Here is a 26,304-nt window from a genome sequence, read left to right on the forward strand (position 1 = left end):
GTTCACTCCGCCTGCACGGAGCCGCCGACGGCGCTGATCGCGTCGACGGCTTCGGACACGCGCGCCTGGAACTGAGGCGATAGCGGAATGTAGCCGACCCTGTTCAGGTCCACCTGGCCGGGGCCGATCGCCGCCTGCAGGAACGCTTTGACTGCGTTGGCGACGTCGGCCGTGGGGTATCGGGAGCAGACGATCTCATAGGTGGCCAACACGATCGGGTAGACGTCGGGTTGAGCAGGGTTGTAGAACGACGAGATGTCGAGTACCAGGTCGTTGCCTTGGCCGACGATCTTGGCGCCCCTGATCGTCTTGCCTACGGTGTCGGTACCGATCCGCACCGGGCGCAGCGACCTGCGGCTGGCGGGGGTTTTGATCTCGGCGGCGAAGAGCCCCTGTTTGAGTGCGAAGGACAGTTCGTTGTAACTGATCGCTCCCTCGGTGGCTTTAACCATCGCTGCCGTGCCGTCGTTGCCCGCAGCGCCGACCCCGACGCCGCCGCTGAATGCCTTGCCGGCACCTGCTGTCCACGCCCCGGCGGACGCGGCTTGCAAGTACGACTGGAAGTTGTAGGTTGTGCCGGACGCGTCGCTGCGATAGACGACGCGAATCTCTTCTGCCGGCATGGATGCGTTCAGCGCGGTCAGGGCGGGGTCATCCCAGCGGGTAATGGTGCCGTTGAAGATCTTGGCGAGGGTGGGCCCGTCGAGCACCAGGGAATCGACCTTGGCGAGGTTGTAGGTGATCGCCATCGGGCCGAACACCACGGGCAGGTTCCAGGCGTCGGCGCCGCCGCACCGCTGCTTGGCCGCGGCGTACTGGTCGCTCGACAGCGGTGTGTCCGACCCTGCGAAATCGGTTTCCCCGGACAAGAATTCGTTGATGCCCGCACCCGACCCGTTGGCGTCGTATCTGAGAGTCTGTTTGCCGCAGGCCGTGTGGTAGGCATCGATGAACCGCAACATCGCGTAGGTTTGCGCGGTCGAGCCGCTGGCGACCAAGGTCTGTTTACCACCGCAGTCCACCTTCGCTCCACTGACATACGGCAGGTTGGCGTGGGCGGCGCTGCTGCATCCCGAGAGCGCCATCGCACCCGCGGCCAGCAAGTTCATCGCGGCGCTCGGTCGTTTGCGCTTCATGTCTGGTTCTCCCTTGAGAATGGTGGCAGCGGAAGGCGACGCGGTGCTGCCGGGCCGAAACTCGGCCTCCGGCGGGCGCGGTGATTCGTCACGCCGGGGCCGGCGCCGATGGCGAGCGGTGGACCGCGGCATGCTCGAAAGATGTACAACCGGCTCCGATACATGTTGATACTTACCGCCATTGGAATCAGTTGACAAGGAAACATCAGATGAACCGGCATTCGGTACCGGACGAATGCCTGGTCGTCACGGTTTCGGTCTCGAAACTATCTGGCACGCAACGACTTCGATGCTTCGGCTGCCGCTCATGGCCGGGTTGCCCCGCGTTGTCAGTCTTGCTTCTGGATAGCTAGACGACCGTCGGATTACCGCGAGATGTACTGATAGTGAACGAAATTACACGTGGCGTGAGGATGCAATTGGTTTGCTAGCATCGAGATCCATGTTGTCCGGATCAGCCGGGTGGCGCCCGCGACTCGTGGGTGGAGGTGGCCAGTGACCCTTGAAGCGCCGCCTCATGCGCCGCGGATGATCGCCAGACGGTGGCGGACACGCCATCCACGCAGAAGAAGGAAGCGACCAAGAAAGAGCCGAGCCGATCGCGCATTTTGATCGGCATGATCATTCTGATGGTTGTCGTCATCGCTTATGCGTTGTCGCTGGTCGGCGTCCATATCCTGCAAAGATCAGAGGGGCCGCTGCCGCCGCTGGACCTGAGCCAGGGTGGCGGTGACGCCACGATTGTGCAGTTGCGCCTAGAGGAGCTGAAGCCGGTTGCCAACCGTCTCACGGTCAATGTGCTTGTGTATCCGGCAATTTCGGCGTACGACAACCGCTTCGATGTGTTGGGCACCGACGTTGCGGTGCGCCTGTATCCGCCGAGCGATCTGGGGGACTTGCATTACCCGAAGGGAAAGGCGCCAGCCCAACTCACCAGCACCGTCGAGGCGCACGGCGACCCCGGCAACTGGCCCTTCGACACCTACCGCACCGAGGCGATTTCGGCCGACGCTTTCGTTGGTTCTGGCGACGGCCTCAAGAAGGTGCCGGCCCGTGTGGAGATCACCGGATCGTTGGACGGCTGGGACGTCACCGTCAACCGTGTTCACGACACCGCTGCATTGCCGACCTCACGATCCATGGACAACGGGAACGTGGTCATCACCTTCAAGAGGGCGAAGGGCCCCCTTATTTTCGATCTCGGCATCTGCCTGGTGCTCATCGCGTTGCCCACCTTGGCGCTGTTGGTTGCCGTTCCGATGGCATTGGGCCGACGAAAGTTCCTGCCGCCGTTCGCAACGTGGTACGCCGCCAACCTGTTTGCCATCGTCCCGTTGCGCAACATATTGCCGGGCGCCCCACCGCCCGGCTCGTGGATCGACCAGGCAATCGTGCAGTGGGTCTTGATCGCGTTGGTGACGGCGATGAGCCTGTACATCTTCGCCTGGGTTCGGCAAGGCGACTGATCGCCAGCGGGCTGTCTTTGTACCGGCCGATTGCTACCATCTGACTCCGTGTCATCGCCCGAGGCCGCGCCGCCGGTGCACGAGCCGGGGCCGCCCGAACACAAGCACATGTCGGTGCGCAAGCACCTGGTGCTGGACACGTCGATCATCGTCGGAGTATCGGTGCTCTGGCTTATCGGAGTGCTCAGCTACAAGTGGCTGGCACCGCATCCGCTGCCGAAGGTAGACCTGGGCACCACCGACGACCCGTTGGTCGTGGTGCACGTCGAGAAACTCAACGCCACCGAGCAACTGCTCACCGTGAAGGTGTTACTCCGCCCGGACGAATCCATCATCAATCGACGACTCAACCGCCTCACCGCCGAATCGGCGGTCCGCTTCGTCTCGCAGAACGACATGGCCGAATTGCAGTACCACACCGGCAAAGCCCCGGAGTGGGTGTCGACCACCATCGACGCCCGCGGCAAGGCCACCGAATGGCCGCTGGATGAATACGTCACCGACCCGATTCAGGCCGAATGGCTTGTCGGCGCCGCCGACACCAGCCACTACGAACCGGCCCGAGTAGAGGTGGAAGGGGTGGTCGACGGATTCGATATTCACCTGGAGCGGGTTGCCAGCTCCGACCCGAAAGCGCCCGCCGCCATCATCATCAAGCTGAAGCGGACCAAAGCGCAGCAATTCTTCGACATCGGAATCTGTTTGGTGCTGATCACGTTGCCGGCGCTGGCGCTGTTTGTGGCCATTCAGATGGTGACCAGGCGGCGACCGTTCCTGCCGCCGTTCGGCACCTGGTATGCGGCGATGCTGTTCGCCGTGGTGCCGTTGCGCAACTTCCTGCCCGGATCCCCGCCGACCGGCGCGTGGATCGACCAGGGGCTGGTGATCTGGGTGCTGTTGGGCCTGGCTACCGCAATGGTCATCTACATCATTGCCTGGTACCGCGACCGGGCGTAACTGACAGCAAACTGATTCAGAGCGCCCGGCGGCGTCCCGCTCTTCGTCGTGTTAACGCAGATGACTTCGTTTGTTACGAGCACGTTCCGCCTTTCCTCAGAAAATGCTAGCAAACTCATAGATTGCTAATATCTGGCTCCGTGACGGTTCATCGGAACTTGGCCATTGCGCCGCCGGTCCGGACGCGGCCGGCCCGTTCCGAGCCGGCGTCGGAACACAGACGGAACCGTCGGAACCTCGTGATCGACCTTTCTGTCGTCCTGGGTGTCGCCGTCGTCTACCTGCTGTCGCTGTTCGGCTATCACTGGCTGGCCACCGCGCCCGGCCCACTTCCCGACCCGGACCTGAGCACCGCCGACAACAGCGTCGTCCTGGTGCGCCTCGAGCAGCTGCACCCCGTCGAGCACCGGCTCGACGTGAAGGTGCTGGTGATGCCGGACAGTTCGATGATCGACAACCGACTCGACGTCTTGACCACGGAAGCATCGGTGCGTTTCGACCCCGACAACGACCTCGGGGGATCTGCAGTATCCGAAAGGAAAGGCGCCCGCGCAGGTCGCGACGACGATCCAGGCGCACGGCAATCCCGGGGACTGGCCGTTCGACACCTACCGGACCGACACCATCCAGGCCGACGTCCTCTTCGGCACGGATGAGGGCCGGCAACCCCGGCACGCCCGAGTAGAGGTGACCGGATTACTGGAGGGCTGGGATGTCTCGGCCACCCGGGTCGGGCGCGCGGGACAGGACCCGAATCGCCCCGACGACGTCGTCATCACGCTGCAGCGGGCCAAGGGACCGCTGGTATTCGACCTGGGTATCTGCCTCGTTCTGGTCGCGCTGCCCACCCTGGCGTTGTTCGTCGCGATCCAGATGTTCACCGGCCGGCGCAAATTCCTGCCGCCGTTCTCCACCTGGTACGCAGCCATGCTGTTTGCCGTGGTGCCGTTGCGCAATATCCTGCCCGGCTCACCGCCGGCCGGCTCGTGGGTTGATCAGGCCGTGGTGATATGGGTATTGATAGGGCTGGCCACGGCGCTGGTGCTGTACGTCATGGCCTGGCACCGGCAGGGCGACTGACGGCCCCACGATTGCCAATTTGGCGCTGAGCTGGCTGTCACCTAGACTCTAGGGGTTGCCTTGGGCAGACCTCGGCTGGTTCGCCGGCCCTGCGTGCCCTTCGGGAACGAATGCTTTTCAAGACCGCGCACGGCCAGTGCTGCCGTCGGTTGTGCCCATTTGGGGGTGCACCGCCTGTTCTCTTGCCGCGCACAAGTCAACCAGGTCAGGAGATCTAGTGATTCAGCAGGAATCGCGGCTCAAGGTCGCCGACAACACCGGCGCCAAGGAGATCTTGTGCATCCGGGTGCTCGGTGGTTCGTCGCGCAGGTACGCCGGCATCGGCGACGTCATCGTGGCCACGGTCAAGGACGCGATCCCGGGCGGCAACGTCAAGCGGGGCGACGTCGTGAAGGCCGTCGTGGTGCGCACCGTCAAGGAACGTCGGCGGCCCGACGGCAGCTACATCAAGTTCGACGAGAACGCCGCGGTGATCATCAAGCCCGACAACGACCCGCGCGGCACACGCATCTTCGGGCCGGTCGGCCGCGAGTTGCGGGAGAAGAAGTTCATGAAGATCATCTCGCTGGCCCCGGAGGTGTTGTAGATGAAGGTCCACAAAGGCGACACCGTGCTGGTCATCGCCGGCAAGGACAAGGGCGCCAAGGGCAAGGTCATTGCGGCCTACCCCGACCGCAACCGGGTGCTCGTTGAGGGCGTCAACCGCATCAAGAAGCACACCGCCGTGTCGACGAATCAGCGTGGCGCCCGCTCCGGTGGCATCGTCACCCAGGAAGCGCCGATCCACGTCTCCAACGTGATGGTCGTTGATTCCGACGGCAAGCCCACTCGCGTCGGCTACCGCGTCGACGAGGAGACCGGCAAGCGGGTCCGTATCTCCAAGCGCAACGGCAAGGACATCTGATGACCACTGCAGAGAAAACTCAGCCGCGCCTGAAGGCGCGCTACCGCAACGAGATTCGCGACGCGCTGCACAAGCAGTTCAACTACCGCAACGTGATGCAGATCCCGACGGTGACCAAGGTCGTGGTCAACATGGGTGTCGGTGAGGCCGCTCGCGACGCGAAGTTGATCAACGGCGCAGTCAACGACCTGGCGCTGATCACCGGGCAACGTCCCGAGATTCGCAAGGCGCGAAAGTCCATCGCGCAGTTCAAGTTGCGCGAGGGAATGCCCATCGGCGTACGGGTCACGCTGCGCGGCGACCGGATGTGGGAGTTCCTCGACCGGCTCACGTCGATCGCACTGCCCCGTATCCGCGACTTCCGCGGGTTGTCACCCAAGCAGTTCGACGGTGTCGGCAACTACACCTTCGGGCTGGCCGAGCAGTCGGTGTTTCACGAGATCGACGTCGACAAGATCGACCGGGTCCGCGGCATGGACATCAACGTCGTCACCTCGGCGACAAACGACGACGAAGGACGAGCGCTGTTGCGGGCCCTCGGCTTTCCCTTCAAGGAGAACTGAGCAGATGGCGAAGAAAGCACTGGTCAACAAGGCCGCGCGCAAGCCGAAGTTTGCGGTGCGCGGCTACACCCGCTGCAGCAAGTGCGGCCGTCCGCGCGCGGTGTTCCGCAAATTCGGGCTGTGCCGGATCTGCCTGCGTGAGATGGCGCATGCGGGCGAGTTGCCCGGCGTGCAGAAGAGCAGCTGGTGAGGAGTAGCGCTCAATGACCGCGATGACGACGATGCAGAGCGTAGCGATGAAGAGGAGCAGCGCTCGATGACTATGACAGATCCGATCGCAGACTTCTTGACCCGTCTGCGCAACGCCAACTCGGCGTACCACGACGAAGTGACCTTGCCGCACTCCAAGATCAAGGCCAACATCGCCCAGATCCTGAAGAACGAGGGGTACATCACCGACTTCCGTACCGAGGATGCTCGGGTGGGCAAGTCGCTGATCGTCCAGCTCAAGTACGGACCCAGTCGGGAGCGCAGCATCGCCGGGCTGAAGCGGGTGTCCAAGCCGGGCCTGCGGGTCTACGCGAAGTCCACCAACCTGCCGCGCGTGCTCGGCGGCCTCGGCGTTGCGATCATTTCGACGTCGTCGGGTCTGCTTACCGACCGTCAGGCAGCCAGACAGGGCGTGGGCGGCGAAGTCCTCGCTTACGTCTGGTAGTAGGGGAGAGGCAGCGTAAAAGATGTCGCGAATTGGTAAGCAGCCGGTTCCGGTTCCGGCCGGAGTCGACGTAACGATCGAGGGTCAGAACGTCTCGGTGAAGGGACCCAAGGGCACCCTCGAGTTGACGGTGGCCGACCCGATCTCCGTGTCGCGCAACGACGATGGCGCAATTGTGGTGACGCGCCCCAACGACGAACGGCACAACCGCTCGTTGCACGGGCTGTCGCGGACCCTGCTGTCGAACCTGGTGACGGGCGTGACCGAGGGCTACACGACCAAGATGGAAATCTACGGTGTCGGTTACCGTGTGCAGCTCAAGGGCACCAACCTGGAGTTCGCGCTGGGGTACAGCCACCCGGTGGTGATCGAGGCTCCCGAAGGGATCACCTTCGCGGTCCAGGCGCCCACCAAGTTCACGGTCTCCGGGATCGACAAGCAGAAGGTCGGCCAAATCTCGGCGAACATCCGTCGCCTGCGCCGTCCCGACCCGTACAAGGGCAAGGGCGTGCGTTACGAGGGCGAGCAGATCCGCCGCAAGGTCGGAAAGACAGGTAAGTAGTCATGGCGCAAACAATTTCCGCAACCCGGCGGGTCTCGCGGCTGCGTAGGCACGCCCGGTTGCGCAAGAAGATCTCGGGCACCGCGGAACGTCCCCGCTTGGTCGTCAACCGGTCTTCGCGGCACATTCACGTGCAGCTGGTCAACGACCTCAACGGCACCACCGTGGCCGCCGCTTCATCCATCGAAGCCGACGTCCGCGGTCTGGACGGGGACAAGAAAGCCCGTAGCGTGCGGGTAGGCCAGTTGATCGCCGAGCGTGCCAAGGCTGCCGGCGTCGACACCGTGGTGTTCGACCGCGGCGGCTACACCTACGGTGGACGGATCGCGGCATTGGCTGATGCCGCCCGCGAGAACGGATTGCAATTCTGATGAGCAGCATGAGCCTGATGAACGGAAGGTTCGCATAATGGCGGAACAGCCGGCTGGGGGTCAGGGCCCAGACAGCCGTGACGGCCGCGATTCGCGCGACGGACGGGGCCGCCGGGACGGCGGTGGCCGTGGTGGCCGCGACCGTGACCGCGACGGCGACAAGGGCAACTACCTGGAACGGGTCGTTGCGATCAACCGTGTCTCCAAGGTGGTCAAGGGTGGTCGGCGCTTCAGCTTCACCGCCCTGGTCATCGTGGGTGACGGCAACGGCATGGTCGGCGTCGGTTACGGCAAGGCCAAGGAAGTTCCGGCCGCGATCGCCAAGGGCGTCGAGGAGGCTCGCAAGAGCTTCTTCCGCGTGCCGCTGATCGGCGGAACGATCACGCACCCGGTGCAGGGCGAGGCCGCCGCCGGCGTCGTGCTGCTGCGCCCGGCCAGCCCGGGTACCGGTGTGATCGCTGGTGGTGCGGCCCGCGCGGTATTGGAATGCGCTGGGGTGCACGACATTCTGGCCAAGTCGTTGGGTAGTGACAACGCGATCAACGTGGTGCACGCCACCGTCGCCGCCCTCAAGATGTTGCAGCGTCCCGAGGAGGTGGCCGCCCGGCGCGGTCTGCCCATCGAGGATGTCGCCCCGGCCGGGATGCTCAAGGCCCGTCGCGAAAGTGACGCGCTGGCCAGGGCCGCGGTGGCAAGAGAGGCTCAGGCACAACCATGAGTGACGGACAGCTGAAGATCACCCAGGTGCGCAGTACCATCGGGGCGCGCTGGAAGCAGCGCGAGAGCCTGCGCACGCTGGGTCTGCGCAAGATTCGCCACTCGGTGATCCGCGACGACAACGCACAGACCCGCGGGCTGATCGCGGTGGTGCGCCACCTCGTTGAGGTGGAGCCCGCGAATACCGGAGGTAAGTAGAAGTGACCATCAAGCTGCACGACCTGCGGCCTGCGCCCGGGTCGAAGACCGCGCGCACCCGTGTCGGCCGCGGTGAGGGTTCCAAGGGCAAGTCCGCGGGTCGCGGCACCAAGGGAACGAAGGCCCGCAAGAACGTTCCGGCGACCTTCGAGGGCGGGCAGATGCCGCTGCACATGCGGCTGCCCAAGCTCAAGGGGTTCCGCAACCGCTTCCGCACCGAGTACCAGGTCGTCAATGTCGGCGACATCAACCGGCTGTTCCCCGAAGGGGGCTCGGTCGGTATCGACGAGCTGGTGGCCAAGGGCGCCGTTCGCAAGAACGCGTTGGTAAAGGTCCTCGGTGATGGCAAGCTGACCGTCAAGGTGGACCTGACCGCACACAAGTTCAGCGGCAGTGCACGCGAGAAGATCACTGCAGCCGGCGGCTCGGTTACCGAGCTGTAGCTGGGTATCCCCGCGCAACCTAACTCAGCTGCGGAATGACCTCTGCGGCAAGGCGTTCCATCTGCTCGCGATCCTCCGCCACATTCTCGCCGACCGGATTGAGCAACAGCATCTGCGCGCCCGCGTAGATCACCTCGCGCAGCCCGCGGACCACTTCGGCCGGAGTCCCTGACACCGGGACCGCGTCGATGCCGGCCATTTTTCCGTAAATCCGTCGCAGCCCGGCGAGCACACGTTCGCGAGCCCGGTCGGCATCGTCGTCGATCATCAGATAGACCCGCTTGCCGATGGTGAAGTGCGCGGGATCCTTCTGCTGCTCGGCCAGTTCGCGATGCAGCACCTGCACCGCGTTGGCGAAGTCAGCCGTCGTCGACGACCCGGCACCCAGGAAGGCGTCGCCGTGGCGCACGGCGCGGGCCAGTGCCTTGGGCGCCGAACCGCCGAACCAGATCGGCGGATGCGGTCGTTGCACCGGCTTGGGCTGGATGGGCAGGTCGTCGACCTCACGGAACCGGCCGTGGAATGTCACCCTCGGTTCGTCCGACCACGCCGCCTTCATCAACCGCAGACCCTCGGTGAAATAGCTGATGTACGTGTCCTTCTCGACGCCGAAGGCGGCGAACCTGCGGCGGCCCCCACCCGGCGCGACCCCGATGTCCAGCCGCCCGTGGCTGAGCCGGTCCACCGCGGTCACCGAAGACGCCAGCTGCAACGGATCGTGCAGCGAGGTCACCAGGACGGCGACCCCGAGCCGCAGCCGCTGGGTGCAGGCCGCGGCGTAGGCCAGCAACTCCAGCGGCGCCAACAGTGGTGCATCACCGATGATCTGTTCGAGCACCCAGCCGCCCTCGAAGCCGAGATATTCGGCGCGGGCCAGATACGAGCGCAGCCCGTCGGCATCGAAACCGTCCGAGTCGAATTGGGGGATGGCAATCGCGTATCGCACGCCTTTACGGTACGGGTGAAGTTTGGTTGCGCGAGCAGTCCCCCGCAAGCGGGAGGTGCCTCAGTGAAGCCCCGCACGCTGGGCGTGTCGGGGCTGTCACGTCTGCTCGCGCGAACTCGGGCGATCGGTACGCTGGCAAACATGGTCGCCTTTCTGCCTACCCTGCCCGGCTTCGACGACGTGCGCGCCCTCGTCGGCCGGGTCGACACCGCTCGACACCACGGCGTCCCCAACGGCTGTGTGCTGGAGCTGAACCTGCGCAGCGCCCCGCCGGAGACGACGGGCTTCGACCCACTGACGCTCATCACCGGCGGCGGACGGCAGCTGGCGCTGCGCGACGCCGTCGCGGCCATTTACCGCGCCGCCGAGGACTCCCGGGTCGCCGGCCTGATCGCCCGGGTGCAGTTGCCACCCTCGCCGATCGCGGCGGTGCAGGAGTTGCGCGATGCGATCGTGGCGTTCAGCGCGGCCAAGCCGTCGCTGGCCTGGGCCGAGACCTATCCGGGCACACTGTCCTACTACCTGGCCTCGGCGTTCCGCGAGGTGTGGATGCAGCCCTCCGGCGATGTCGGGTTGATCGGCTTCGCCAGCCACGCGATGTTCCTGCGCGATGCGTTGGAGAAGGCGGGCATCGAAGCCCAGTTCATCGCGAAGGGCGAATACAAGTCGGCGGCAAACCTTTTCACCGAGGGCGGCTTCACCGAGGCACATCGCGAGGCGGTCACCCGGATGCTGGAAAGCCTGCAATCCCAGGTGTGGCAGGCGGTTTCGGAATCCCGCAAGATTGATGTCGGCGCACTCGACGAATTGGCCGACCGCGCCCCCTTGTTGCGTGACGATGCGGTCGAATCCGGTCTGGTGGACCGGATCGGATTCCGCGACGAGGCGTATGCCCGCATAGCGGAATTGGTCGGCGTCAGTCCCGCGGAGTATGAAGACGCCGACGACAAACCGCCGCGGATGTACCTGGCGCGCTACGCCGGTGCGGCCCGGTCGCGGCTGGCGCCGCCGGTGCCGTCGATACCGGGACGCCGGGCCAAACCGACGATCGCCGTCGTCACCCTCGAAGGTGCGATCGTCAACGGTCGGGGCGGACCGCAGGGCTTGCCGATCGGGCCGTCCAGTGCCGGCGGCGACACCATCGCCGCGGCGCTGCGTGAAGCGGCGGCCCAGGAGTCGGTGTCGGCGATCGTGCTGCGGGTGGACAGCCCCGGTGGTTCGGTGACGGCGTCGGAAACCATTTGGCGCGAAGTACTGCGGGCCCGCGAACGCGGCAAGCCGGTGGTGGCGTCGATGGGTTCGGTCGCGGCGTCCGGGGGTTACTACGTCTCGATGGGCGCGGACGCGATCGTGGCCAATCCGGGCACCATCACCGGTTCCATCGGCGTCATCACCGGCAAGCTGGTGGTTCGCGACCTGAAGGACCGCCTCGGTGTCAGCTCGGACACGGTGCGAACCAACGCCAATGCCGACGCCTGGTCCATCGACGCGCCGTTCACGCCGGAACAACAGGCCATCCGCGAGGCCGAGGCGGACCTGTTCTACAACGACTTCGTGCAGCGGGTCGCCGATGGGCGCAACCTCACTACCGACGACGTGGAAGTCGTTGCCCGAGGCCGGGTTTGGACGGGAGCCGATGCACTCGAACGTGGGCTGGTCGACGAACTCGGTGGTTTACGGACCGCGGTGCGCCGCGCCAAGGTGCTGGCCGGGATCGACCCGGACGACGAGGTGCGGGTGCTCAGCTATCCCGGCTCGTCCCTGCTGGACATGGTGCGGCGGACGTCGTCACAGCCGGCCGCGGCGTCGCTGCCCGATGCGGTGGGGGCATTGCTCGTTCGCTCCGTGCTGGGCGTCATCGAACAGGCGGGGCAGACGTTGAGCGGCGCCAATGTGCTGTGGCTGGGGCCGTCGCGCTTCTGATCTCTCAGCGCAGCGCACCACTGATGAAGATGATCTCGCCGAGCGGATCGTCGTCTTCGGTAGCGGGAACGGGCAAACCGTTCTGGCGGAACAGGTCGGTGCGGGTGACGCCGTCGACGTCCCATCCCTTGCCGCGCAGATAGTCGAGCACATGGTTGCGCTCGCCGGAATAGACCAGCGACGCCATGTCGACGTCGAGACCGTGATCGCGCAACGAACCGGACATCTCGCGTACCCGGTCGGCGTCGAAATCGATTATGCCGGGCACGAATTCCGTTGCTACGGTGCTGCCGGGCACACTGAGCGCGGTGATGTTGTCGAAGAGGCGGTCCTGGGCGTCCGGCGGCAGGTAGATCAGCAGACCCTCGGCAAGCCACGCCGTCGGTTTCGTCGCGTCCAGACCGGCCGCCTGCAACGCCGTCGGCCAGTCGCCCCGTAGGTCGATCGCGACCGGGCGCCGGGTGGCGGTGGGTTCGGCGCCGATGCCGGCCAGAGTCGACGTCTTGAACTCGATCACCTGCGGCTGGTCGATCTCGTAGACCACGGTGCCCTCCGGCCACGGCAACCGGTAGGCGCGCGCGTCCAGCCCCGACGCCAGGATGACGGCCTGTCGTACCCCGTTGGCGGTGGCATTCGCGAAGTATTCGTCAAAGTACTTGGTGCGCACGCCCATTCCGTTGATCATCGCCTGCATGCGGTCGGGCGAGAAATTCTCGAAAGCCTCGAGTTCCAGATCACCGTCGATCATCTTGGTGAAGAAGTCCACCCCTACCGCGCGAACCAGCGGGTCGGCGAATGGATCGTCGATCAAACCGTCGGCGGACTTGGTCGCCAGTGCGCGGCCCGCCGCCACCATGGTCGCGGTGGCACCGACGCTCGATGCGAGGTCCCAGTTGTCGTCGTGAGCGCGTGCCATGCCCGTCCCGTCTACTCAGTGTGTCTTGTACAGCGTCCCGCTGATGTACAACATCTCCACCGCGGGTACGTCTTCCTCGACCTGTGGTGAAAGTCCGTTGATCGCACGCAGTTCCGGCAGCGGGATGCTGGTCATCAGCCAACCGCGGTCGGTCAGGTAGGCCGCGGCCTCGTTACGGTCACCGAAGTATACGAGCGCGGTCATATCCAGATCGAGCCCGTGCGCTCGCCAACGCTCCGAGACGGTCCGCATGCGCGCCCGCAACCGGTCCTCGTCCCCCTCGTCGACCCTGTTCATGCTTTCGCTGGCGATCCTGCTGCCCAGCGCGCTGAGCCGGGTCACGGTGTCCAGCAAACGGTCCTGGGCATCCGGCGGCAAATAGCCAAGCAAGCCTTCGGCACTCCACGCGGTAGGCAGGGCGGGGTCGAAGCCCGCTGCCCGCAAAGCGGCGGGCCAGTCGTCGCGCAGGTCGGTAGCCACCGCGCGGCGGTCCGCGGTCGGTTCGGCACCCAACTCGGCCATGGTGCGTGACTTGAACTCCACGACTTGCGGTTGGTCGACTTCGTAAACGACGGTCCGCGCCGGCCAGGGCAGCCGGTACGCGCGCGAGTCCAGTCCTGCGGCCAGGATCACGGCTTGGGTGATACCGGCGCGGGCCGCATCCAGAAAGAAATCGTCGAAGAACTTGGTGCGGACGGCCATGTTGTCGGCGGCGGTGGCCACCGCCCTGAAGGGGCGCTCGGGGTCGTCGTCGAGGTCGGCCGCGCTGAGTTCACCGGTCGCCAGCCGGGCGAGCACATCGATGCCGACGGCCCGTACCAATGGCTCGGCGAACGGGTCGTCGATCAGCGGGTTCTCGGCGCGGGTTGCCATTGCGCGCGCGGCCGCAACCATGGTCGCGGTCACCCCGACGCTAGACGCCAGATCCCAGCTGTCTCCCTCGTATCGTGTGGAACCGGAGGACGTCATGCAGTGCCTCATTCGCCAAGTAGCCGTTGATCTTTAGCCAACGTAACAAACTTTGGACGGCAAAGTGGCTGCGGGTCGGCCGGCTTAACGGCAACCTGTAAGCCATGACTCTGGCAGGCAAGCGAGTGCTCATCACTGGGGCTTCATCGGGTGTCGGCGCGGCTCTGGCGAGGGAAGTAGCGGCGCAGGGGGCGGTGGTGGGCCTGATCGCCCGCCGGGAAGACCGGCTGGCCGACGTCCTTGCCGACTGCCGCGCGACCTCGCCCGAGTCGGTGATGTGGGTCGCCGACCTCGCGGATGGCGTGGCGGCCAGCCGGTTGGCTTTGCAGGCGTGGCATGCGTTGGGCGGCATCGACGTGTTGGTGAACAACGCGGCGGTGCCGAAGCGCCGGGCCGTGACTGCGCTCAAACCCGACGAGGTCGAGGGCGTGATGCGGGTGAACTTCTTCGCGCCGATGCGGCTGACGCTGGCGCTACTGCCGCGCATGCTGGCGCGCCGCTCGGGTGTCGTCGTCAACGTCGCCAGTGTCGCGGGACGACTGGGTATCGTCAACGAATCAGCCTATTGCGCAAGCAAGTTCGCCCTGTCGGGGTGGAGTGAAACCATGGCGATGGACCTGGCGGGTACCGGCGTCTCGGTGAAGCTGATTCAGTTTGGTCCCGTCGACACCGAGATCTGGGATCGTCCAGAAAACGACCCACCCCGCTACCAGGGCCCGAAGCTGGCTCCTGAGGAGGCCGCGGCGGGAATCATCGCGGCGCTGGGCAATGAGCGCTTCGAGCACTTTCTGCCTGATCTGAAGGCTGTGGTCGATGCGAAGAACGCGGACCTCGATGCGTTCATCGCCGGCATGGCACAGCAATGAGAGCGCTGGTTTACGGGGTGCCCCCCGGGGACGTCGCGGTTCCCGAGCGCGCGGGTCCGCTGGTACAGAACCTGGCTCGCACCCCCACGGCATTGCGTCATGTGCCGGATCCGGTTCTGCTACATGAGGATTGGGTGATCACCCGGCCGCTGTTGACTGGCATCTGCGGGTCGGACTCCAAGCAGATTCTGCTGGATTTCGGTGCGGACGATGCCGACAACGCCCTGGCCGCGTTCTGCTCGTTCCCGCAGGTGATGGGCCACGAGGTGGTCGCCGAGGTGGTCGAGCTGGGGCCGCAGGCCCGGGGCCTCGAGGCGGGGCAGCGGGTGGTGCTCAACCCGTGGCTGTCCTGCGGGCCCCGTGGCATCGCCCCGGCCTGTCCCGCCTGTGACAGCGGAGACTACAGCCTGTGCTGGAGCTTCACCGACGGTGACATCAAGCCCGGGATTCACACCGGGGTGTCGGCCGATGTCACCGGCGGATACGCCGAGTTGATGCCGGCACACGACAGCATGCTCTTTCCCGTTCCGGATTCGATGCCGGACGAGGCCGCGGTGTTCGCCGACCCGTTCTCGGTGTCCCTGCATGCGATCACCCGCCATCCGCCGCCCCGTTCGGGTCGGGCTTTGGTATACGGCGCCGGTTCGCTCGGCTTATGCGCGGTTGCCATCCTGCGCGCCCTGTACCCGGATGTGGCGGTGGCGGTAGTGGCACGGTTCGAAGCTCAGGCCGAGCTGGCCCGACGGTTCGGTGCCGCCAAAGTGCTTGCGCACGAACCGCGGTCGGCTCTCATAGAGGAGCTCGTGGCCTGGGGCGGCGGCCGGTTACGCCAGCCGTTACTGGGCTTGCCGATGGCCTATCCCGGTGCCGTCGACGTCGTCTACGACACGGTCGGCAAGCCGGAGACGTTCGAGGTCGGGGTGCGGGTGTTGCGGGCCCGGGGGACGCTGGTCAAGGCCGGGGTGCATGCGCCCGGCCGGTGGGAGTGGAGCCCGCTGTATTTCAAGGAGATCAGCTGGGTCGGCTCCAACGCCTTCGGCGTCGAGGAAGTCGACGGTCGGCGCGAGCATGCCATCGAGCACTACCTCGATCTGGTGTCGGCGGGCCGCATCGATCTGCGGCCCATGCTCACGCATACCTTCCGGTTGGAGCAGTGGCGGGAGGCATTTCTGGCAATAGCCGACCAGGGCGCGAGCGGCGCGGTCAAGGTGGCGATCGACCAGCGTTGAGCGCCCCACACCCGCACGAGCGTGCATGCAATGCCGCTGGCTGCGGCGTGTCGCTGACCAGCTGCGCACACTCGCGGCCGGAAGTTACGCCGGACGCGTCGCCTGGTAGTAGCTCAGCTGCCCGACGATCCGTTGTCGGTGGCTGGCGAGTTCGGTGCAGTCGAATCCCGCGTCGCGCAGCAACCGCGGGATCGCGTCGCCGAAGTTGCCGGCCGCGTGACGGTTGCGCCGTATCAGCCGCGACATCACGCCTGGGCTGTGCGCGTCGCCGCCGATGTCCACCAGGTGCAGCCGGCCGCCGGGACGCAACACCCGGTAGATCTCTGCGGCCGCGGCGGTCTTTGCCTCACTGTCCAGATGGTGCAGCATCATCGACGACAGCACCCGGTCGAACTCGCCGTCGGCATAGGGGAGGCGTTGGGCATAGCCCTGTTCGAAGCGAATCCCGCTCAGCCCCGCGGCTTTTCGCTTCGCCGCTTCCAGTATCCGTGGGTCGGGATCGGAGCCGATGACGTCCGCCGAGGGGCGAGCACGCTTGACTTCCAGCGCCAGATTGCCGGTCCCGCAACCGATTTCCAATACTCGGTGACCGTCCGCGATATCGGCTTGGGTGACGAGTCGCTGGTAGACGCTCTTGAAACCCATCAGGCGCGCGATCAGGTCGTAGGCCGGCAGGAACGCGTCGTGTCCGGTGGCCGGCAGGTAGTCATGCGGATGATGTTTGGTCATACCTTCCATGCTGAGCCACTGTTCGACTGACCAATTGGGTGATCGTCGTCAAAATTAGGACTATTTTTGGCCATGTGACTCAACCGGCCCGACTTGTCCAGCACCGCGGCGGCGTACCCGTTTATCGGTATCGGACCGGCCCAGACACTCCTCCGGTGTCGGTCGCCCGGCACGACGAACTCGTCGAACCCCGGCCGCACATCCACGACTTTCCCGCGCTCTGGTACGTCGGCCCCACGGGAATGGTGTACGTGGCAGCGCCAGGCAAGGTGCTGGATCCAAGCCAGGTGGTTCCCGCGGAAGACGGGGTCGCGGTGTTCTTCGACCCGGCCGCGCTTGGCGAGGATGCGCGGTCTCTGTGGCCGGCGTGGCAAACCCACCCGCTACTTTTCCCATTCCTGCACGGGCAGTCGGGTGGCGTGCTGGCGCTGGAAGTGCCGGTGGCCCGGCGAACGGCGTGGGATGTCACGATCCGATCGATTGAAACGGAGTTGACCGAGCGTCGGCCGGGCTATCGGCAGGCCGCGCTGGCGCATTTGACCCTGCTGTTAATCGAACTGGCGCGGCTGGCCCGCGACGTTGTGGCCGATCTGCGGCGTAGCGGGGAGCCGCTGCTGGCGGAGGTGTTCGAGGTGATCGACCGGCGTCACGGTGAGCCGCTATCGCTGCGCGACGTCGCCGGTGAGGTGGGCATGACACCCGGACACCTCACCACGGTGGTGCGCCGTCGCACCGGACGCACGGTGCAGGAGTGGATCATCGAACGCCGGATGGCCGAAGCGCGCGAACTGTTGACGGAGACCGATCTTCCCGTCGGTGAGGTGGCCAGGCGGGTCGGCATCGTCGATCCCGGGTATTTCAGTCGATTGTTCAGCCGGACCCACGGAGGCTCGCCCCGCCAGTGGCGTGCGCGGCAAGCGCGGGATGGGTGATCTCACCGCCGAGTGTGAATACCTCGACGCGTCCGCCGCGTGTCGCGTCGGGAGTTTCACCTTCGGTGCGCGAGGGCTAGCTCCGCCGCCCGGCAGAGCCGGTAATCGGCAGGTCGGTCGGGGTGATAACACCCGGCGAGGCCTCGCATACGAACGGGATGGCGTTGACCGCCGCGACCGCGGTGCTGTCCATCAACACCGTCATCACGTCCTGGCCGGGGCGGCCGAACCGGATGATCGCGTCGACGTAGGGTTCGCCGTCGATCACCACGCGGAACCCCTCGGGGTCGGTCCACTGTGGTTCGAGCGCGTCGTCGCTCATGGTCCAGCAGATGGCCAGCTCCACCATGCCAACGCCACCGGACAAGCCGCGGTAGGTTCGGCGCTGACCACCGACGGTGCCGGCGGCATACTGCGCCCAGCCAAGGTTCAAGTCTGTTGTCAGAACAGCATTTTCGACAAATGCCTCGGTGCCATCGAGCTCGATGCCCAGCATGGCCGCCACCATGTCCAGCGTCTCGAAGTACCCCAGGCCGTAACGTTGCCGGGCAGGGTCGATCGATGACACCCGCTGCCGAGGTGGCTTGCCGAATCCGAGCACCCGCCACGCGTCGTGCACCGGGTAGGTGGAGCAGTCCAACGTCTCCACCAGCTTGACGTTGCGTACCTGACGGCACGCTCCAGTGAGAAAGCCGGCCAGGACGTTGATGAAGCCCGGTTCGAATCCGGTCCCCAGAAAGGTCGACCGCCCCTGTTGTGCCGCGGCGTCCAACGCGGCCCGCTCGACTGGGTGGTGGGTGCCGGTGAGGAAGTCGCCGGTGGTGACCACGTTGATGCCCCGGCGCAGCAGGTCGGCCACCAGCTCGTAGTCGATGGCGCGCGGCATGTAGCAGACGCAGTCCGGGGCGAGATCGAGCAAGGCCCGCACTTCGTCGGTGGCGACGGGGCCAAGCGGCTCGCGGTCCACCAGCTCGCCGATATCACGACCCACCTTGTGCGGGCCGAAAGCATGTACACCGACGACCTCGATGTCGGCACGGTCGAGCAGCATCTCGAGTGCCCGGCTGCCGATGTTGCCGGTCGACCATTGCACCACCCGGTAGCGCCGCATAGCTCACCGTAACCGTTGACAGCCCTTGTCGAACATTGTTCTAATCAGAACGATGTTCGAAACAGGGGTTGCTGAATTGGAAACGCCGGTGCTGCGGTACGGCGCACTGGACCGCGCGCACCTGACCAAGCACTTGTGGCAGATGGCCAGACGCGTGGGCGTGAAGCAGGTGACGATTCGCGCCCTGGCGGCAGAGGCGGGCACCCGTCCGTCGTCGGTGTACTACCACGTACGCGACAAACGCGAACTGCTCGACCTGCTGATCGAATCGGTGCTGGCGCAGATCGAAGTGCCTCAGGAAGGTGACTGGGAGTCGAAACTGGTTGCGCTCTACACCAGCGCCTTCAAGGTACTCGTCGAGGTCCCGGGCATCGCGGGCCTGCTCCAGGAACACCCGCACACCGCCGCGGCCACCGAGATGGACCGCGCCTCCCGCAGCATATTGCACCAATCCGGCTTGCCGACCGAAGATTTCGAGGCCGCCCATGCCACCCTCTACGTACACCTGCTGGGTTCGGTGCAGCTCGCGCACCTCGGTGCCCTCGGCGACCGGACGTTCAGCTATGGGTTGCGGGTGATTCTGAACGGACTGCGCAGGGAAATCAAATGACGGAAACCACAATCGATCTGGCTCATCCCGAGATTTGGGCGTCGTCCTTTCCGGAGGACCTGTTCGCGCAGTTGCGGGCCCGTACGCCGGTGTTTCATCAGCAACTCACCACCGACGTCAAGTCGGCCGTGGGCCGCGAGTTCTGGGTGTGCACCAAGCACGCCGACGTGGCCCGGGTGCATCGCGACTATGAATCATTCACCGCCACCCGGGGTCCTCTCATCCAGGACGTTCCGCTGTTCGACGCCTACCCGGCCATCGTCAGCCTCGACCCGCCGGATCACACCATTCGCCGACGAGTCATCACGCGAGCCTTCACGCCGCGCGCGATAGCCAAGTTAGAGGACGGAATTCGGGCCCGGGCCGCGGCGATGGCCGGCGCGCTGCGAAGCAACGGTGGTGGTGAGTTCGTCGACCTCGCCGCGGGGCTGCCGATCTCGGTGATCGGTGACATCGTAGGCATCCCCGAGGAGGACCGGCCGCGGGTATTCGGCCTGATCGAGCGGGTATTGAAGAGCGCCGGGGCGCAGATGTCGGTTCCCGACGGCGAGGAGCTGATGCCGTTCATGGAGCTGTTCCAATACGCCAGCGAGTTGACGGCGCGCAAGCGGGCACATCCGGTCGACGACATCTGGAGCGCGTTGTGCACGACCGAGATCACCTCAGAGTCGGGCGAGAGCTTCCTGCTGCCGGCCAACGAACTGGAGATCTTCTTCTTCATCCTCGGCCTGGCCGGCGCCGACACCACCCGAAATGCCTTGTGCGACGGCATCCGCGCCTTCGTGGCCAACCCGGACCAGATCGAAATCTATCGGTCCGACCCACAATCGCGTCCCACCGCAGTCGAGGAGGTAATCCGCTATTCCACCCCGATCATCTTCTGGGTGCGGGGGGCCACCAAGGAGGTGCGGCTCGGGGATGTGTTGATCCCCGAGGGCGCGCGCGTGGTCACGATGCTGCGTTCGGCCAACCGCGACGAGGACGTCTTCGCCGATCCGTACGGCTTCGACATTCGTCGGGATCCCAACCCGCACCAGTCGTTCGGTGGCGGGGGTGCCCATCATTGCCTGGGTGCGATGCTGGCCCGCGCCGAGGTTCGAGCGGCGCTGGACGAAATCCTGTTGCACACCAATACGATCGAACTCGGCGAGCCACAACTGCAGCTGCCCAACCTGTGCAACAACATGACGGTTTACGAGTCGCTGCCGATCGGACTCAGTTAGAGCGGTTCTAGGTCCAGCCAGCGGTCGACGTCGAATGCGTCTCCTTGTGCGCGCAGCTTCGCGCCGCCGTGGCCGGGATAGTGAGCGGGGATGACAGCGGCTCCGGCGTGGACGGATTCGGTGAAGATGCGGTGCCGGGTTTCCGCGGCCGCGGATGCGTCGACGTCAAAGGCGCAGGCGTCGAAGGGCCGGCGCACCTGCAGGGGGCTGTGGGTGAGGTCGCCGACGAAGATCGCCGGCTCGCCCGCATCCAACCACAGCACCGAGGAACCCGGGGTGTGGCCGGGCGCAGGCCGCAGCCGCAGCGATGGGCTGATTTGGTAGTCGTCCGTCCACTGGACAAGTTGTCCCGAGCCCTCGATCGGCGAGACGCTGTCCTCGAACACCAGGCGGTCAGCTTGCTGGGCGAGTTCCTCCTCCGCGGTGCGCGGCGGGTGTCGGGCCGCACGACCGTCCGGTTCGAAATGCCGGTAATCGAGTGCGGGCACCAGGTACCGAGCGTTGGGGAACGTCGGGACCCAAACTCCGTTGTCCAGCAAAGTGTTCCACCCCACATGGTCGGAGTGGACGTGGGTGTTGACCACCACGTCGACGGCATTTCGGTCGATGCCCGCCTGGTGCAGGGTAGTCAGGAATGCGGTGTTCAGATGCTCCAGCGGCGGCATCTGGGGACGAGTGCGGTCATTGCCGACGCCGGTGTCCACCACCACGGTGAGCCCGTCCACTTCGACCACCCAGCTTTGAATCGCGATATGACACTTCCCGGTACCGGGATCGAGGAAATCGGGTACCAGCAAATCGGAGTTCTCGTGCCAGCCCGCCGGCGGTGTAGCGGGGAAGACACGGGCGGGCAGGTCGAAGCGCAACTCCACCACCCGCGTGAGGGTGGCACGGCCGAGGTTCATCGGCACTTATGTTATGCGTGTGCGGCCGGATCGATCGTCTGTCCGGCGCACGCCAGCGCGGCCGTGATGAATTCGTCGCGAGCCGCATCCGCCACCGTGCCGTCCCACGCCAGCACCACCTGGCTGGGCGCGAGGCCGTCAGCCGGCAGCACCCGCAGGTCGGGCCGCCGGTAGGAGTTCGCCGTCGAGCGGGGCAGCACCGCGAAACCTGCTCGCGCGGCAACCTTTTCGAGCTTCTGCTCGACCCCGCTGACCGATGACTGCACAGCCTGGCGGCGTAGTTCGGGGCCGGCGACCGCGTACCACTCGGGTACCGATGCCGGGTCTTGCAGCAGACGTCGCGACGCCAGGTCCGCCAGCGATACCGATCGCTGCGCGGCCAGCGGGTCGTCGGCGGGCAGCACCACGTCGCGGGGTTCGTCCAGCAGCGGCGCGGTCGCCAGTCCGGAAAGGTCGAATGGAGAACGGGCGTAGACCACCTGCGCATCGCCGCGGCGGATCACCTCCGCTTGGTCACTCCAGTTCACTGGCAGGATCACCACCCGCCGCGCCGGATCGACCGCCTCGAACGCGCGCGCCGCCGCGGTCGCCAGCAGGCCGGGCAACACACCGACGGTGACCACGACGGCGGGGGCTTCGGTGCGCGACAGCCGCTGCCGCAATGCCTGGACCTCCGTGAGCAGGAACCGGCCGTCTTCGAACAGCCGCGACCCGGCGGCGGTCAGCGTGGTGCCACGGGTGTCCCGATTGAGCAACTTGACGCCCAACTCGCGCTCGAGCGAGCGGATCTGGCGTGACAGCACCGGCTGGGCGATGTGCAGGCGTGCCGCCGCGCGGCCGAAATTGAGTTCCTCCGCCACTGCGACGAAGTAGCGCAGCTTGCGCATGTCCAGGTCGGCGGAGGTCATACCCAAAGGGTATCGCGACCGGACGAAAAGAGTCTTGGACGAACGAAGCGTCCAGCTCGACTCTGGATGCATGAGCTTGCGCAACCAACGCGTCCTGGTCATCGGCGGGACATCGGGTATCGGGCTTGCCGTGGCCGCGGCGGCCGCCGAGCAGGGCGCGACACCCATCGTCGCCTCGCGCCGCGCCTCGAGCGTCGAACGCGCCCTGGCCGCGCTGCCCGCCGGCGCACGCGGCGCCACAGTCGATCTCGCCGACCCGCCCTCCATCGAGCGGCTCGCTGCCGAGGTGGGACCGGTCGAGCATTTGGTCTACACCGCGGGGGAGCCGCTGGAGCTGGTCCCGCTGGCGGGGCTGACACCGGAGGTGATCCTTGGCTTCTATCAGACCCGTTTCGTCGGCGTGTGCAGCGCCGTGCGGGTCTTCGGCCCGCGCCTGCCCCCGGGCGGGTCGATCACGTTGACCAGCGGATCGGCCAGTGAGCAACCCGAATTCGGGTCGCTGCCGGTGAGCCTGTGTGGCGCGATGAACGCGCTGACCGCCGCCCTGGCGGTCGAGCTGGCACCGATACGGGTGAACGCCGTCGCGCCGGGGGTGGTGCGCTCGCCGCTGTGGGACAGCATGGATGTTGCCGCCCGAGAGGAGATGTTCACCCAAGCGGCACAGGGGATTCCGCTGCGCCGCATCGGGGAGGCCGACGAAGTGGCACGGGCCTACCTGTACTGCATCGAGCAGGCCTACTCCACCGGGACAGTGGTCAAGGTCGACGGCGGCAGCGTCCTTGTCTAGGTGTCAGTAGTGGCGGCGTCGCAATTAATTGGCGGATTCAGCGCAGGAAGCGGTGGTAATGCCGCGGATAGCGGCCCGCACCCGGTCGGACACCGCACGCGGGGATGCGGTGTCGAACTTGCCGTCGAGGTGCAGGAAGGCCAGACCGTGCACGAGGCTCCACAGGGAATTGCTCATGGCCTCGACGTCAGCGCCCGGGAAGCACGCTCGGGCGGCGCCACTGACGAGCTGCCAGATTGCGGCCGTTGCTGCAACCCGTTCGCTGTTCTCCCGCTCGCAGGGCTCGCCGAACATCAACCGGAACAAGGCGGGGCGGCGCAACGCGAACTCGACGTAGGCGAGGCCCAGTTCCGCGAGATCCTCTGCGGTATTTGGCGAGGGGTTGGGGGCGGCCATGCAGTCCGCCAGCTCTCGATAGCCGACGGCGGCGACCGCGGAGACCAATGCGTCGCGGTCCTCATAGTGGCGGTACGGCGCTCCGGGCGACACACCGGCGCGGCGTGCCACCGCGCGCAGCGACAGGCCGGCGGTGGTGCCGTCTTCTTCCAGGAGTTCGATCGCCGCACGAACACATGCGGCGCGCAGGTCGCCGTGATGGTAGGTGGAACTCGGCATGAGGTAGGTCACACTCCCAGCATGTAGACACTGCATACATCGCAGACTAATGTAAGCACTGCTTATCAGCATAGGTCAGTAGCCGGCGGCGTACCGCATCGGTTCTGCTTCACATTCCAAGCAATTGCTCCTGCCAGCCCACTTGGAGGCGTCTTGAACTCAAATGCTTTTTCTCACAACCACATCGCCATAATCGGCGCCGGATTCGGTGGACTCGCCGTGGCAATCCGGCTGCAGCAATCCGGATTCAACAACTTCGTGGTGCTGGATCGCGCCGCCGACATCGGCGGCGTGTGGCGAGACAACACCTATCCGGGCGCTGCCGTCGACATTCAGTGTCAGTTGTACTCATTGTCATCGGCGCTGAACCCGCAGTGGCGCAACAGGTTCGCCAAGCAGCCAGAGATCTGGAATTACATGCGCGATGTCGTGCGACGGTTCGGTTTGTTGCCCCACCTGTTGCTGAATTGTGCTGTTGAAGGGCTGGATTGGGATCCCGTCGAACAGCTTTGGCGAATCCAGACGGTGCTGGGAGAGCGCACCGCCAAACACATCGTCGTCGCCACTGGGGCGCTTGCTGAGCCCAACATTCCACAGCTTCCCGGCATGGACCGCTTTGCCGGCCCATTGTTTCACTCCGCCCGGTGGGACCACGGGATCGACTTGACCGGCAAGCGCGTCGCGGTCATCGGAACAGGTGCGTCGGCCGCGCAATTCATACCAGCCCTACAGTCAACCGTCGCTCATATGACGGTATTTCAACGAACGCCCGCGTGGGTCTTACCGCGGCACGACCGAGCGATCGGTGCCCGTAAGCAACAGATGTTGGAAACCCTTCCCGCTCTGCAACGGCTACAGCGGTTGCGCTTCTACCTCAAGCGCGAGCAGCTTCTCCTCGGCTTCCGTCATCCCGTATTCCAGAAACCGGCCGAGTTCCTGGCCCGCAAACATCTTTACGCGCAGGTCAGCGATCCCGAGCTACGGGCAAAGCTGCTTCCCGATTACCGATTGGGCTGCAAGCGCATAGTCATCTCCGACGATTACCTGTCCGCGCTCGTCAAGCCCAACGTCACAGTGGTCACTGAGGGCATTCACGAGATCACCCCGGGCGGCATAGTCGACGACAGCGGCGCCGAACATCGGGTCGACACAATAATTCTCGGGACAGGGTTCAAGACCGATCGGTTGCCGTTGACCGACCGTATCCGCGGTGTCGACGGGACGAGCATGGCGGAAAGGTGGGCAGGCAATCCGACCGCATACCTGGGCATCACGGTCGCCGGGTTTCCCAACTGCTATCTGATCGCCGGCCCCAACACCGGTCTCGGGCACACATCGGTGCTGTACATGTACGAGTCCCAGGCCAACTACATTGCCTCGACCATCAGTTATGCGCGCACCCACTCCGTCGCCGCGCTCGAGCCGACCCGCCACGCCCAGGAGGCGTACACGGCCGAAGTGGATCGGCTCAGCGTCGGAACGGTGTGGTCAAGCGGCGGCTGCAGGAGTTGGTATCTGAACGCCAACGGCCGCAACACCAACCTGTGGCCGGGCGGCACCTTGAGCTACCGGCGGAGAACACGGCGGTTCGACCCCGACCATTACGTCTTGCGTCATCGGCTCGCGGCCGCGCCGGCGTCACCGTGAGTTGCGGACATCGGCAGGAAGGCGAGGCCCCGCGTGCTGGAAGTGATCGACAAAGGTGAGACCAGCGAAAGGCACCCGTGCCCCTTGTTATTCGTGCATGGTGCATGGCACGGGGCCTGGTGCTGGGACGAGTACTTCCTTGATTTCTTCGCCGGCCGGGGGTTCCGGGTTTTGGCCCCCAGCCTGCGAGGACACGGTGGGAGTCCGGTCGAGAAATCCGTTCGGAAGTGCTCCATTTCGGAGTTCGTCCGCGATGTGGCCACGGTTGCGCAGCGGCTGCCGCGATTGCCGGTGCCGGTAGGGCATTCCATGGGCGGGTTCGTCGTGCAGAAGTACCTGGAAAGTCATGATGCGCCGGCCGCGGTGCTGATCTCCTCGGCGCCGCCACGTGGTCAGCTCCGCTCCCTGATCCGCTCGCTCCGCCGACATCCGTGGCGTTCAACGAAATTCGCGATAACCGGCCGCCCCGCCGACCTGTGCGGATCCCCGGCGCGGACCCGGGAGCTGTTCTTTGGCAGCCGCGCCCCCGACCATCTGGTGGAGGCCACCGCCGCGCGGCTTCAGCCGGACAGCATGCGGGCCATGTTTTTCGACATGGTGACCGGCGACCTGGTGGACACGAGAAAGGTCAACTCACCGATGCTTGTCATGGGCGGGGCAGGCGACCAGCTCTATTCGGCTGGCGATGTCCGCCGTACCGCCGAGGCCTATCGGACGTCCCCAGTGTTCATCCCGCACGCAGGGCACGACGTCATGCTTGAGCCGGGATGGAATACGGCGGCCGAGACGATCGAGTCTTGGCTTGGTCAACATGGGCTCTGAGCTCGCCCGGTTTGGCGCCCCAGCGGGAGTGCGCGCGTGGGTGCCCACAGCCGGTGAAGCACAACAGGTTTCAAATGGTGCTCACCCTCTCCCCGATATCAATTATGCGAAGGA

The 26,304-nt window shown here is 65.6% G+C and carries 30 protein-coding genes and 1 pseudogene; 22 read left to right on the forward strand and 9 right to left on the reverse strand.

Going from position 1 to position 26,304, the window contains the following annotated elements:
• Window positions 1-2: 2 nt before the first annotated feature.
• Complete coding sequence (pstS, locus tag BN972_RS02935; RefSeq protein ID WP_036356365.1) at window positions 3-1,136, reverse strand: phosphate ABC transporter substrate-binding protein PstS; 1,134 nt, start codon at window positions 1,134-1,136, stop codon at window positions 3-5.
• 617 nt (window positions 1,137-1,753) lie between these two features.
• Between pstS and BN972_RS02940 the strand changes: the two genes are divergently transcribed.
• The 13 genes and pseudogenes from BN972_RS02940 (at window position 1,754) to rplO (ending at window position 9,052) form a co-directional block, all read left to right on the forward strand.
• Window positions 1,754-2,602 carry a DUF4436 domain-containing protein gene (locus tag BN972_RS02940; RefSeq protein WP_051545247.1) on the forward strand — a complete coding sequence of 283 codons (849 nt, stop codon included), beginning with the start codon at window positions 1,754-1,756 and terminating at the stop codon, window positions 2,600-2,602.
• Between the two features lie 108 nt (window positions 2,603-2,710).
• On the forward strand, window positions 2,711-3,559 hold the full coding sequence (locus BN972_RS02945; protein ID WP_390176193.1) for a DUF4436 domain-containing protein: 849 nt from the start codon (window positions 2,711-2,713) through the stop codon (window positions 3,557-3,559).
• A 158-nt stretch (window positions 3,560-3,717) separates the two neighbouring features.
• A pseudogene (locus BN972_RS02950) lies at window positions 3,718-4,639 on the forward strand (DUF4436 domain-containing protein).
• Window positions 4,640-4,856: 217 nt separating this feature from the next.
• Window positions 4,857-5,225, forward strand: coding sequence for a 50S ribosomal protein L14 (gene rplN, locus BN972_RS02955; protein ID WP_036352708.1), 369 nt, complete (start codon window positions 4,857-4,859; stop codon window positions 5,223-5,225).
• Window positions 5,226-5,543: a 50S ribosomal protein L24 gene (gene rplX, locus BN972_RS02960; protein WP_036352711.1), complete on the forward strand. Its 318-nt coding sequence runs from the start codon at window positions 5,226-5,228 to the stop codon at window positions 5,541-5,543.
• Window positions 5,543-6,106: a 50S ribosomal protein L5 gene (gene rplE / locus BN972_RS02965; protein WP_036352714.1), complete on the forward strand. Its 564-nt coding sequence runs from the start codon at window positions 5,543-5,545 to the stop codon at window positions 6,104-6,106. The genes rplX and rplE overlap by 1 nt, the downstream gene beginning before the upstream one ends.
• Window positions 6,107-6,110: 4 nt before the next feature.
• Complete coding sequence (locus BN972_RS02970) at window positions 6,111-6,296, forward strand: type Z 30S ribosomal protein S14 (protein WP_011739072.1); 186 nt, start codon at window positions 6,111-6,113, stop codon at window positions 6,294-6,296.
• A 66-nt stretch (window positions 6,297-6,362) separates the two neighbouring features.
• Window positions 6,363-6,761: a 30S ribosomal protein S8 gene (rpsH, locus tag BN972_RS02975; protein ID WP_036352718.1), complete on the forward strand. Its 399-nt coding sequence runs from the start codon at window positions 6,363-6,365 to the stop codon at window positions 6,759-6,761.
• A 22-nt stretch (window positions 6,762-6,783) separates the two neighbouring features.
• Complete coding sequence (gene rplF, locus BN972_RS02980; RefSeq protein WP_036352720.1) at window positions 6,784-7,323, forward strand: 50S ribosomal protein L6; 540 nt, start codon at window positions 6,784-6,786, stop codon at window positions 7,321-7,323.
• Between the two features lie 2 nt (window positions 7,324-7,325).
• A complete protein-coding gene (rplR, locus tag BN972_RS02985) occupies window positions 7,326-7,694 on the forward strand; it encodes a 50S ribosomal protein L18 (protein ID WP_036352723.1) in 369 nt (122 codons plus the stop codon).
• A 37-nt stretch (window positions 7,695-7,731) separates the two neighbouring features.
• Entirely contained in the window at window positions 7,732-8,412 is a 681-nt protein-coding gene (rpsE, locus tag BN972_RS02990; RefSeq protein WP_036352727.1) for a 30S ribosomal protein S5, read from the forward strand.
• A complete protein-coding gene (gene rpmD, locus BN972_RS02995; protein ID WP_036352730.1) occupies window positions 8,409-8,609 on the forward strand; it encodes a 50S ribosomal protein L30 in 201 nt (66 codons plus the stop codon). The genes rpsE and rpmD overlap by 4 nt, the downstream gene beginning before the upstream one ends.
• Window positions 8,610-8,611: 2 nt before the next feature.
• Window positions 8,612-9,052 (forward strand): 50S ribosomal protein L15, encoded by a 441-nt coding sequence (rplO, locus tag BN972_RS03000; RefSeq protein ID WP_036352732.1) that lies wholly within the window; start codon window positions 8,612-8,614, stop codon window positions 9,050-9,052.
• Window positions 9,053-9,071: 19 nt separating this feature from the next.
• Here the strand turns inward: rplO and BN972_RS03005 are convergent, their stop codons facing one another.
• Window positions 9,072-9,998, reverse strand: a complete 927-nt coding sequence (locus BN972_RS03005) for an LLM class flavin-dependent oxidoreductase (RefSeq protein WP_036352734.1) — start codon at window positions 9,996-9,998, stop codon at window positions 9,072-9,074.
• A 141-nt stretch (window positions 9,999-10,139) separates the two neighbouring features.
• On the opposite strand from BN972_RS03005, the gene sppA reads away from it, so the two are divergent.
• On the forward strand, window positions 10,140-11,921 hold the full coding sequence (gene sppA / locus BN972_RS03010; protein WP_036352738.1) for a signal peptide peptidase SppA: 1,782 nt from the start codon (window positions 10,140-10,142) through the stop codon (window positions 11,919-11,921).
• A gap of 4 nt (window positions 11,922-11,925) precedes the next feature.
• Here sppA and BN972_RS03015 read toward each other — a convergent pair whose 3' ends face one another.
• Together BN972_RS03015 and BN972_RS03020 are read right to left on the reverse strand one after the other, a co-directional pair.
• Window positions 11,926-12,837: a class I SAM-dependent methyltransferase gene (locus BN972_RS03015; RefSeq protein ID WP_036352741.1), complete on the reverse strand. Its 912-nt coding sequence runs from the start codon at window positions 12,835-12,837 to the stop codon at window positions 11,926-11,928.
• 15 nt (window positions 12,838-12,852) lie between these two features.
• Window positions 12,853-13,806 (reverse strand): class I SAM-dependent methyltransferase, encoded by a 954-nt coding sequence (locus BN972_RS03020; RefSeq protein WP_036352743.1) that lies wholly within the window; start codon window positions 13,804-13,806, stop codon window positions 12,853-12,855.
• Window positions 13,807-13,916: 110 nt separating this feature from the next.
• On the opposite strand from BN972_RS03020, the gene BN972_RS03025 reads away from it, so the two are divergent.
• A complete protein-coding gene (locus BN972_RS03025) occupies window positions 13,917-14,672 on the forward strand; it encodes an SDR family NAD(P)-dependent oxidoreductase (protein ID WP_036356374.1) in 756 nt (251 codons plus the stop codon).
• A complete protein-coding gene (locus BN972_RS03030) occupies window positions 14,669-15,901 on the forward strand; it encodes a zinc-dependent alcohol dehydrogenase (RefSeq protein ID WP_036352746.1) in 1,233 nt (410 codons plus the stop codon). Before BN972_RS03025 ends, BN972_RS03030 begins: the two co-directional genes overlap by 4 nt.
• A gap of 84 nt (window positions 15,902-15,985) precedes the next feature.
• Here the strand turns inward: BN972_RS03030 and BN972_RS03035 are convergent, their stop codons facing one another.
• On the reverse strand, window positions 15,986-16,630 hold the full coding sequence (locus tag BN972_RS03035) for a class I SAM-dependent methyltransferase (protein WP_390176175.1): 645 nt from the start codon (window positions 16,628-16,630) through the stop codon (window positions 15,986-15,988).
• A 74-nt stretch (window positions 16,631-16,704) separates the two neighbouring features.
• On the opposite strand from BN972_RS03035, the gene BN972_RS03040 reads away from it, so the two are divergent.
• Window positions 16,705-17,562 (forward strand): helix-turn-helix transcriptional regulator, encoded by an 858-nt coding sequence (locus BN972_RS03040; RefSeq protein ID WP_036352751.1) that lies wholly within the window; start codon window positions 16,705-16,707, stop codon window positions 17,560-17,562.
• 76 nt (window positions 17,563-17,638) lie between these two features.
• Here BN972_RS03040 and BN972_RS03045 read toward each other — a convergent pair whose 3' ends face one another.
• The gene (locus tag BN972_RS03045) at window positions 17,639-18,673 is read right to left on the reverse strand and encodes an NAD(P)H-dependent amine dehydrogenase family protein (protein ID WP_036352754.1); all 1,035 of its coding nucleotides are present in this window, start codon (window positions 18,671-18,673) and stop codon (window positions 17,639-17,641) included.
• A gap of 52 nt (window positions 18,674-18,725) precedes the next feature.
• Here BN972_RS03045 and BN972_RS03050 point away from each other — a divergent pair, with 52 nt between their 5' ends.
• The gene (locus BN972_RS03050) at window positions 18,726-19,283 is read left to right on the forward strand and encodes a TetR/AcrR family transcriptional regulator (RefSeq protein WP_051544996.1); all 558 of its coding nucleotides are present in this window, start codon (window positions 18,726-18,728) and stop codon (window positions 19,281-19,283) included.
• Window positions 19,280-20,506 carry a cytochrome P450 gene (locus BN972_RS03055; protein ID WP_036352757.1) on the forward strand — a complete coding sequence of 409 codons (1,227 nt, stop codon included), beginning with the start codon at window positions 19,280-19,282 and terminating at the stop codon, window positions 20,504-20,506. The genes BN972_RS03050 and BN972_RS03055 overlap by 4 nt, the downstream gene beginning before the upstream one ends.
• Here BN972_RS03055 and BN972_RS03060 read toward each other — a convergent pair.
• A complete protein-coding gene (locus BN972_RS03060) occupies window positions 20,503-21,411 on the reverse strand; it encodes an MBL fold metallo-hydrolase (RefSeq protein WP_036352760.1) in 909 nt (302 codons plus the stop codon). The genes BN972_RS03055 and BN972_RS03060 overlap by 4 nt on opposite strands.
• 11 nt (window positions 21,412-21,422) lie before the next feature.
• Window positions 21,423-22,319, reverse strand: a complete 897-nt coding sequence (locus BN972_RS03065; RefSeq protein WP_036352763.1) for a LysR family transcriptional regulator — start codon at window positions 22,317-22,319, stop codon at window positions 21,423-21,425.
• A gap of 70 nt (window positions 22,320-22,389) precedes the next feature.
• On the opposite strand from BN972_RS03065, the gene BN972_RS03070 reads away from it, so the two are divergent.
• Window positions 22,390-23,106: an SDR family oxidoreductase gene (locus tag BN972_RS03070; protein ID WP_036352765.1), complete on the forward strand. Its 717-nt coding sequence runs from the start codon at window positions 22,390-22,392 to the stop codon at window positions 23,104-23,106.
• A gap of 24 nt (window positions 23,107-23,130) precedes the next feature.
• Here BN972_RS03070 and BN972_RS03075 read toward each other — a convergent pair whose 3' ends face one another.
• On the reverse strand, window positions 23,131-23,721 hold the full coding sequence (locus BN972_RS03075) for a TetR/AcrR family transcriptional regulator (RefSeq protein ID WP_036356380.1): 591 nt from the start codon (window positions 23,719-23,721) through the stop codon (window positions 23,131-23,133).
• Between the two features lie 153 nt (window positions 23,722-23,874).
• Between BN972_RS03075 and BN972_RS03080 the strand changes: the two genes are divergently transcribed.
• The gene (locus BN972_RS03080) at window positions 23,875-25,368 is read left to right on the forward strand and encodes a flavin-containing monooxygenase (protein ID WP_036352768.1); all 1,494 of its coding nucleotides are present in this window, start codon (window positions 23,875-23,877) and stop codon (window positions 25,366-25,368) included.
• A 33-nt stretch (window positions 25,369-25,401) separates the two neighbouring features.
• A complete protein-coding gene (locus BN972_RS03085; protein ID WP_036352770.1) occupies window positions 25,402-26,190 on the forward strand; it encodes an alpha/beta hydrolase in 789 nt (262 codons plus the stop codon).
• Window positions 26,191-26,304 lie beyond the last annotated feature (114 nt).

Origin of the sequence: Mycobacterium asiaticum DSM 44297 (genome assembly GCF_000613245.1) — a bacterium.
Lineage (GTDB): Bacteria > Actinomycetota > Actinomycetes > Mycobacteriales > Mycobacteriaceae > Mycobacterium > Mycobacterium asiaticum.

Coding starts and splice junctions, on each gene's coding strand:
- pstS (WP_036356365.1), bottom strand. CDS start 1,136: ATGAAGCGCAAACGACCGAGCGCCGCGATGAACTTGCTGGCCGCGGGT.
- BN972_RS02940 (WP_051545247.1), top strand. CDS start 1,754: ATGATCATTCTGATGGTTGTCGTCATCGCTTATGCGTTGTCGCTGGTC.
- BN972_RS02945 (WP_390176193.1), top strand. CDS start 2,711: ATGTCGGTGCGCAAGCACCTGGTGCTGGACACGTCGATCATCGTCGGA.
- rplX (WP_036352711.1), top strand. CDS start 5,226: ATGAAGGTCCACAAAGGCGACACCGTGCTGGTCATCGCCGGCAAGGAC.
- rplE (WP_036352714.1), top strand. CDS start 5,543: ATGACCACTGCAGAGAAAACTCAGCCGCGCCTGAAGGCGCGCTACCGC.
- BN972_RS02970 (WP_011739072.1), top strand. CDS start 6,111: ATGGCGAAGAAAGCACTGGTCAACAAGGCCGCGCGCAAGCCGAAGTTT.
- rpsH (WP_036352718.1), top strand. CDS start 6,363: ATGACTATGACAGATCCGATCGCAGACTTCTTGACCCGTCTGCGCAAC.
- rplF (WP_036352720.1), top strand. CDS start 6,784: ATGTCGCGAATTGGTAAGCAGCCGGTTCCGGTTCCGGCCGGAGTCGAC.
- rplR (WP_036352723.1), top strand. CDS start 7,326: ATGGCGCAAACAATTTCCGCAACCCGGCGGGTCTCGCGGCTGCGTAGG.
- rpsE (WP_036352727.1), top strand. CDS start 7,732: ATGGCGGAACAGCCGGCTGGGGGTCAGGGCCCAGACAGCCGTGACGGC.
- rpmD (WP_036352730.1), top strand. CDS start 8,409: ATGAGTGACGGACAGCTGAAGATCACCCAGGTGCGCAGTACCATCGGG.
- sppA (WP_036352738.1), top strand. CDS start 10,140: ATGGTCGCCTTTCTGCCTACCCTGCCCGGCTTCGACGACGTGCGCGCC.
- BN972_RS03015 (WP_036352741.1), bottom strand. CDS start 12,837: ATGGCACGCGCTCACGACGACAACTGGGACCTCGCATCGAGCGTCGGT.
- BN972_RS03020 (WP_036352743.1), bottom strand. CDS start 13,806: ATGACGTCCTCCGGTTCCACACGATACGAGGGAGACAGCTGGGATCTG.
- BN972_RS03030 (WP_036352746.1), top strand. CDS start 14,669: ATGAGAGCGCTGGTTTACGGGGTGCCCCCCGGGGACGTCGCGGTTCCC.
- BN972_RS03035 (WP_390176175.1), bottom strand. CDS start 16,630: ATGACCAAACATCATCCGCATGACTACCTGCCGGCCACCGGACACGAC.
- BN972_RS03045 (WP_036352754.1), bottom strand. CDS start 18,673: ATGCGGCGCTACCGGGTGGTGCAATGGTCGACCGGCAACATCGGCAGC.
- BN972_RS03050 (WP_051544996.1), top strand. CDS start 18,726: ATGTTCGAAACAGGGGTTGCTGAATTGGAAACGCCGGTGCTGCGGTAC.
- BN972_RS03055 (WP_036352757.1), top strand. CDS start 19,280: ATGACGGAAACCACAATCGATCTGGCTCATCCCGAGATTTGGGCGTCG.
- BN972_RS03060 (WP_036352760.1), bottom strand. CDS start 21,411: ATGAACCTCGGCCGTGCCACCCTCACGCGGGTGGTGGAGTTGCGCTTC.
- BN972_RS03065 (WP_036352763.1), bottom strand. CDS start 22,319: ATGACCTCCGCCGACCTGGACATGCGCAAGCTGCGCTACTTCGTCGCA.
- BN972_RS03070 (WP_036352765.1), top strand. CDS start 22,390: ATGAGCTTGCGCAACCAACGCGTCCTGGTCATCGGCGGGACATCGGGT.
- BN972_RS03075 (WP_036356380.1), bottom strand. CDS start 23,721: ATGCCGAGTTCCACCTACCATCACGGCGACCTGCGCGCCGCATGTGTT.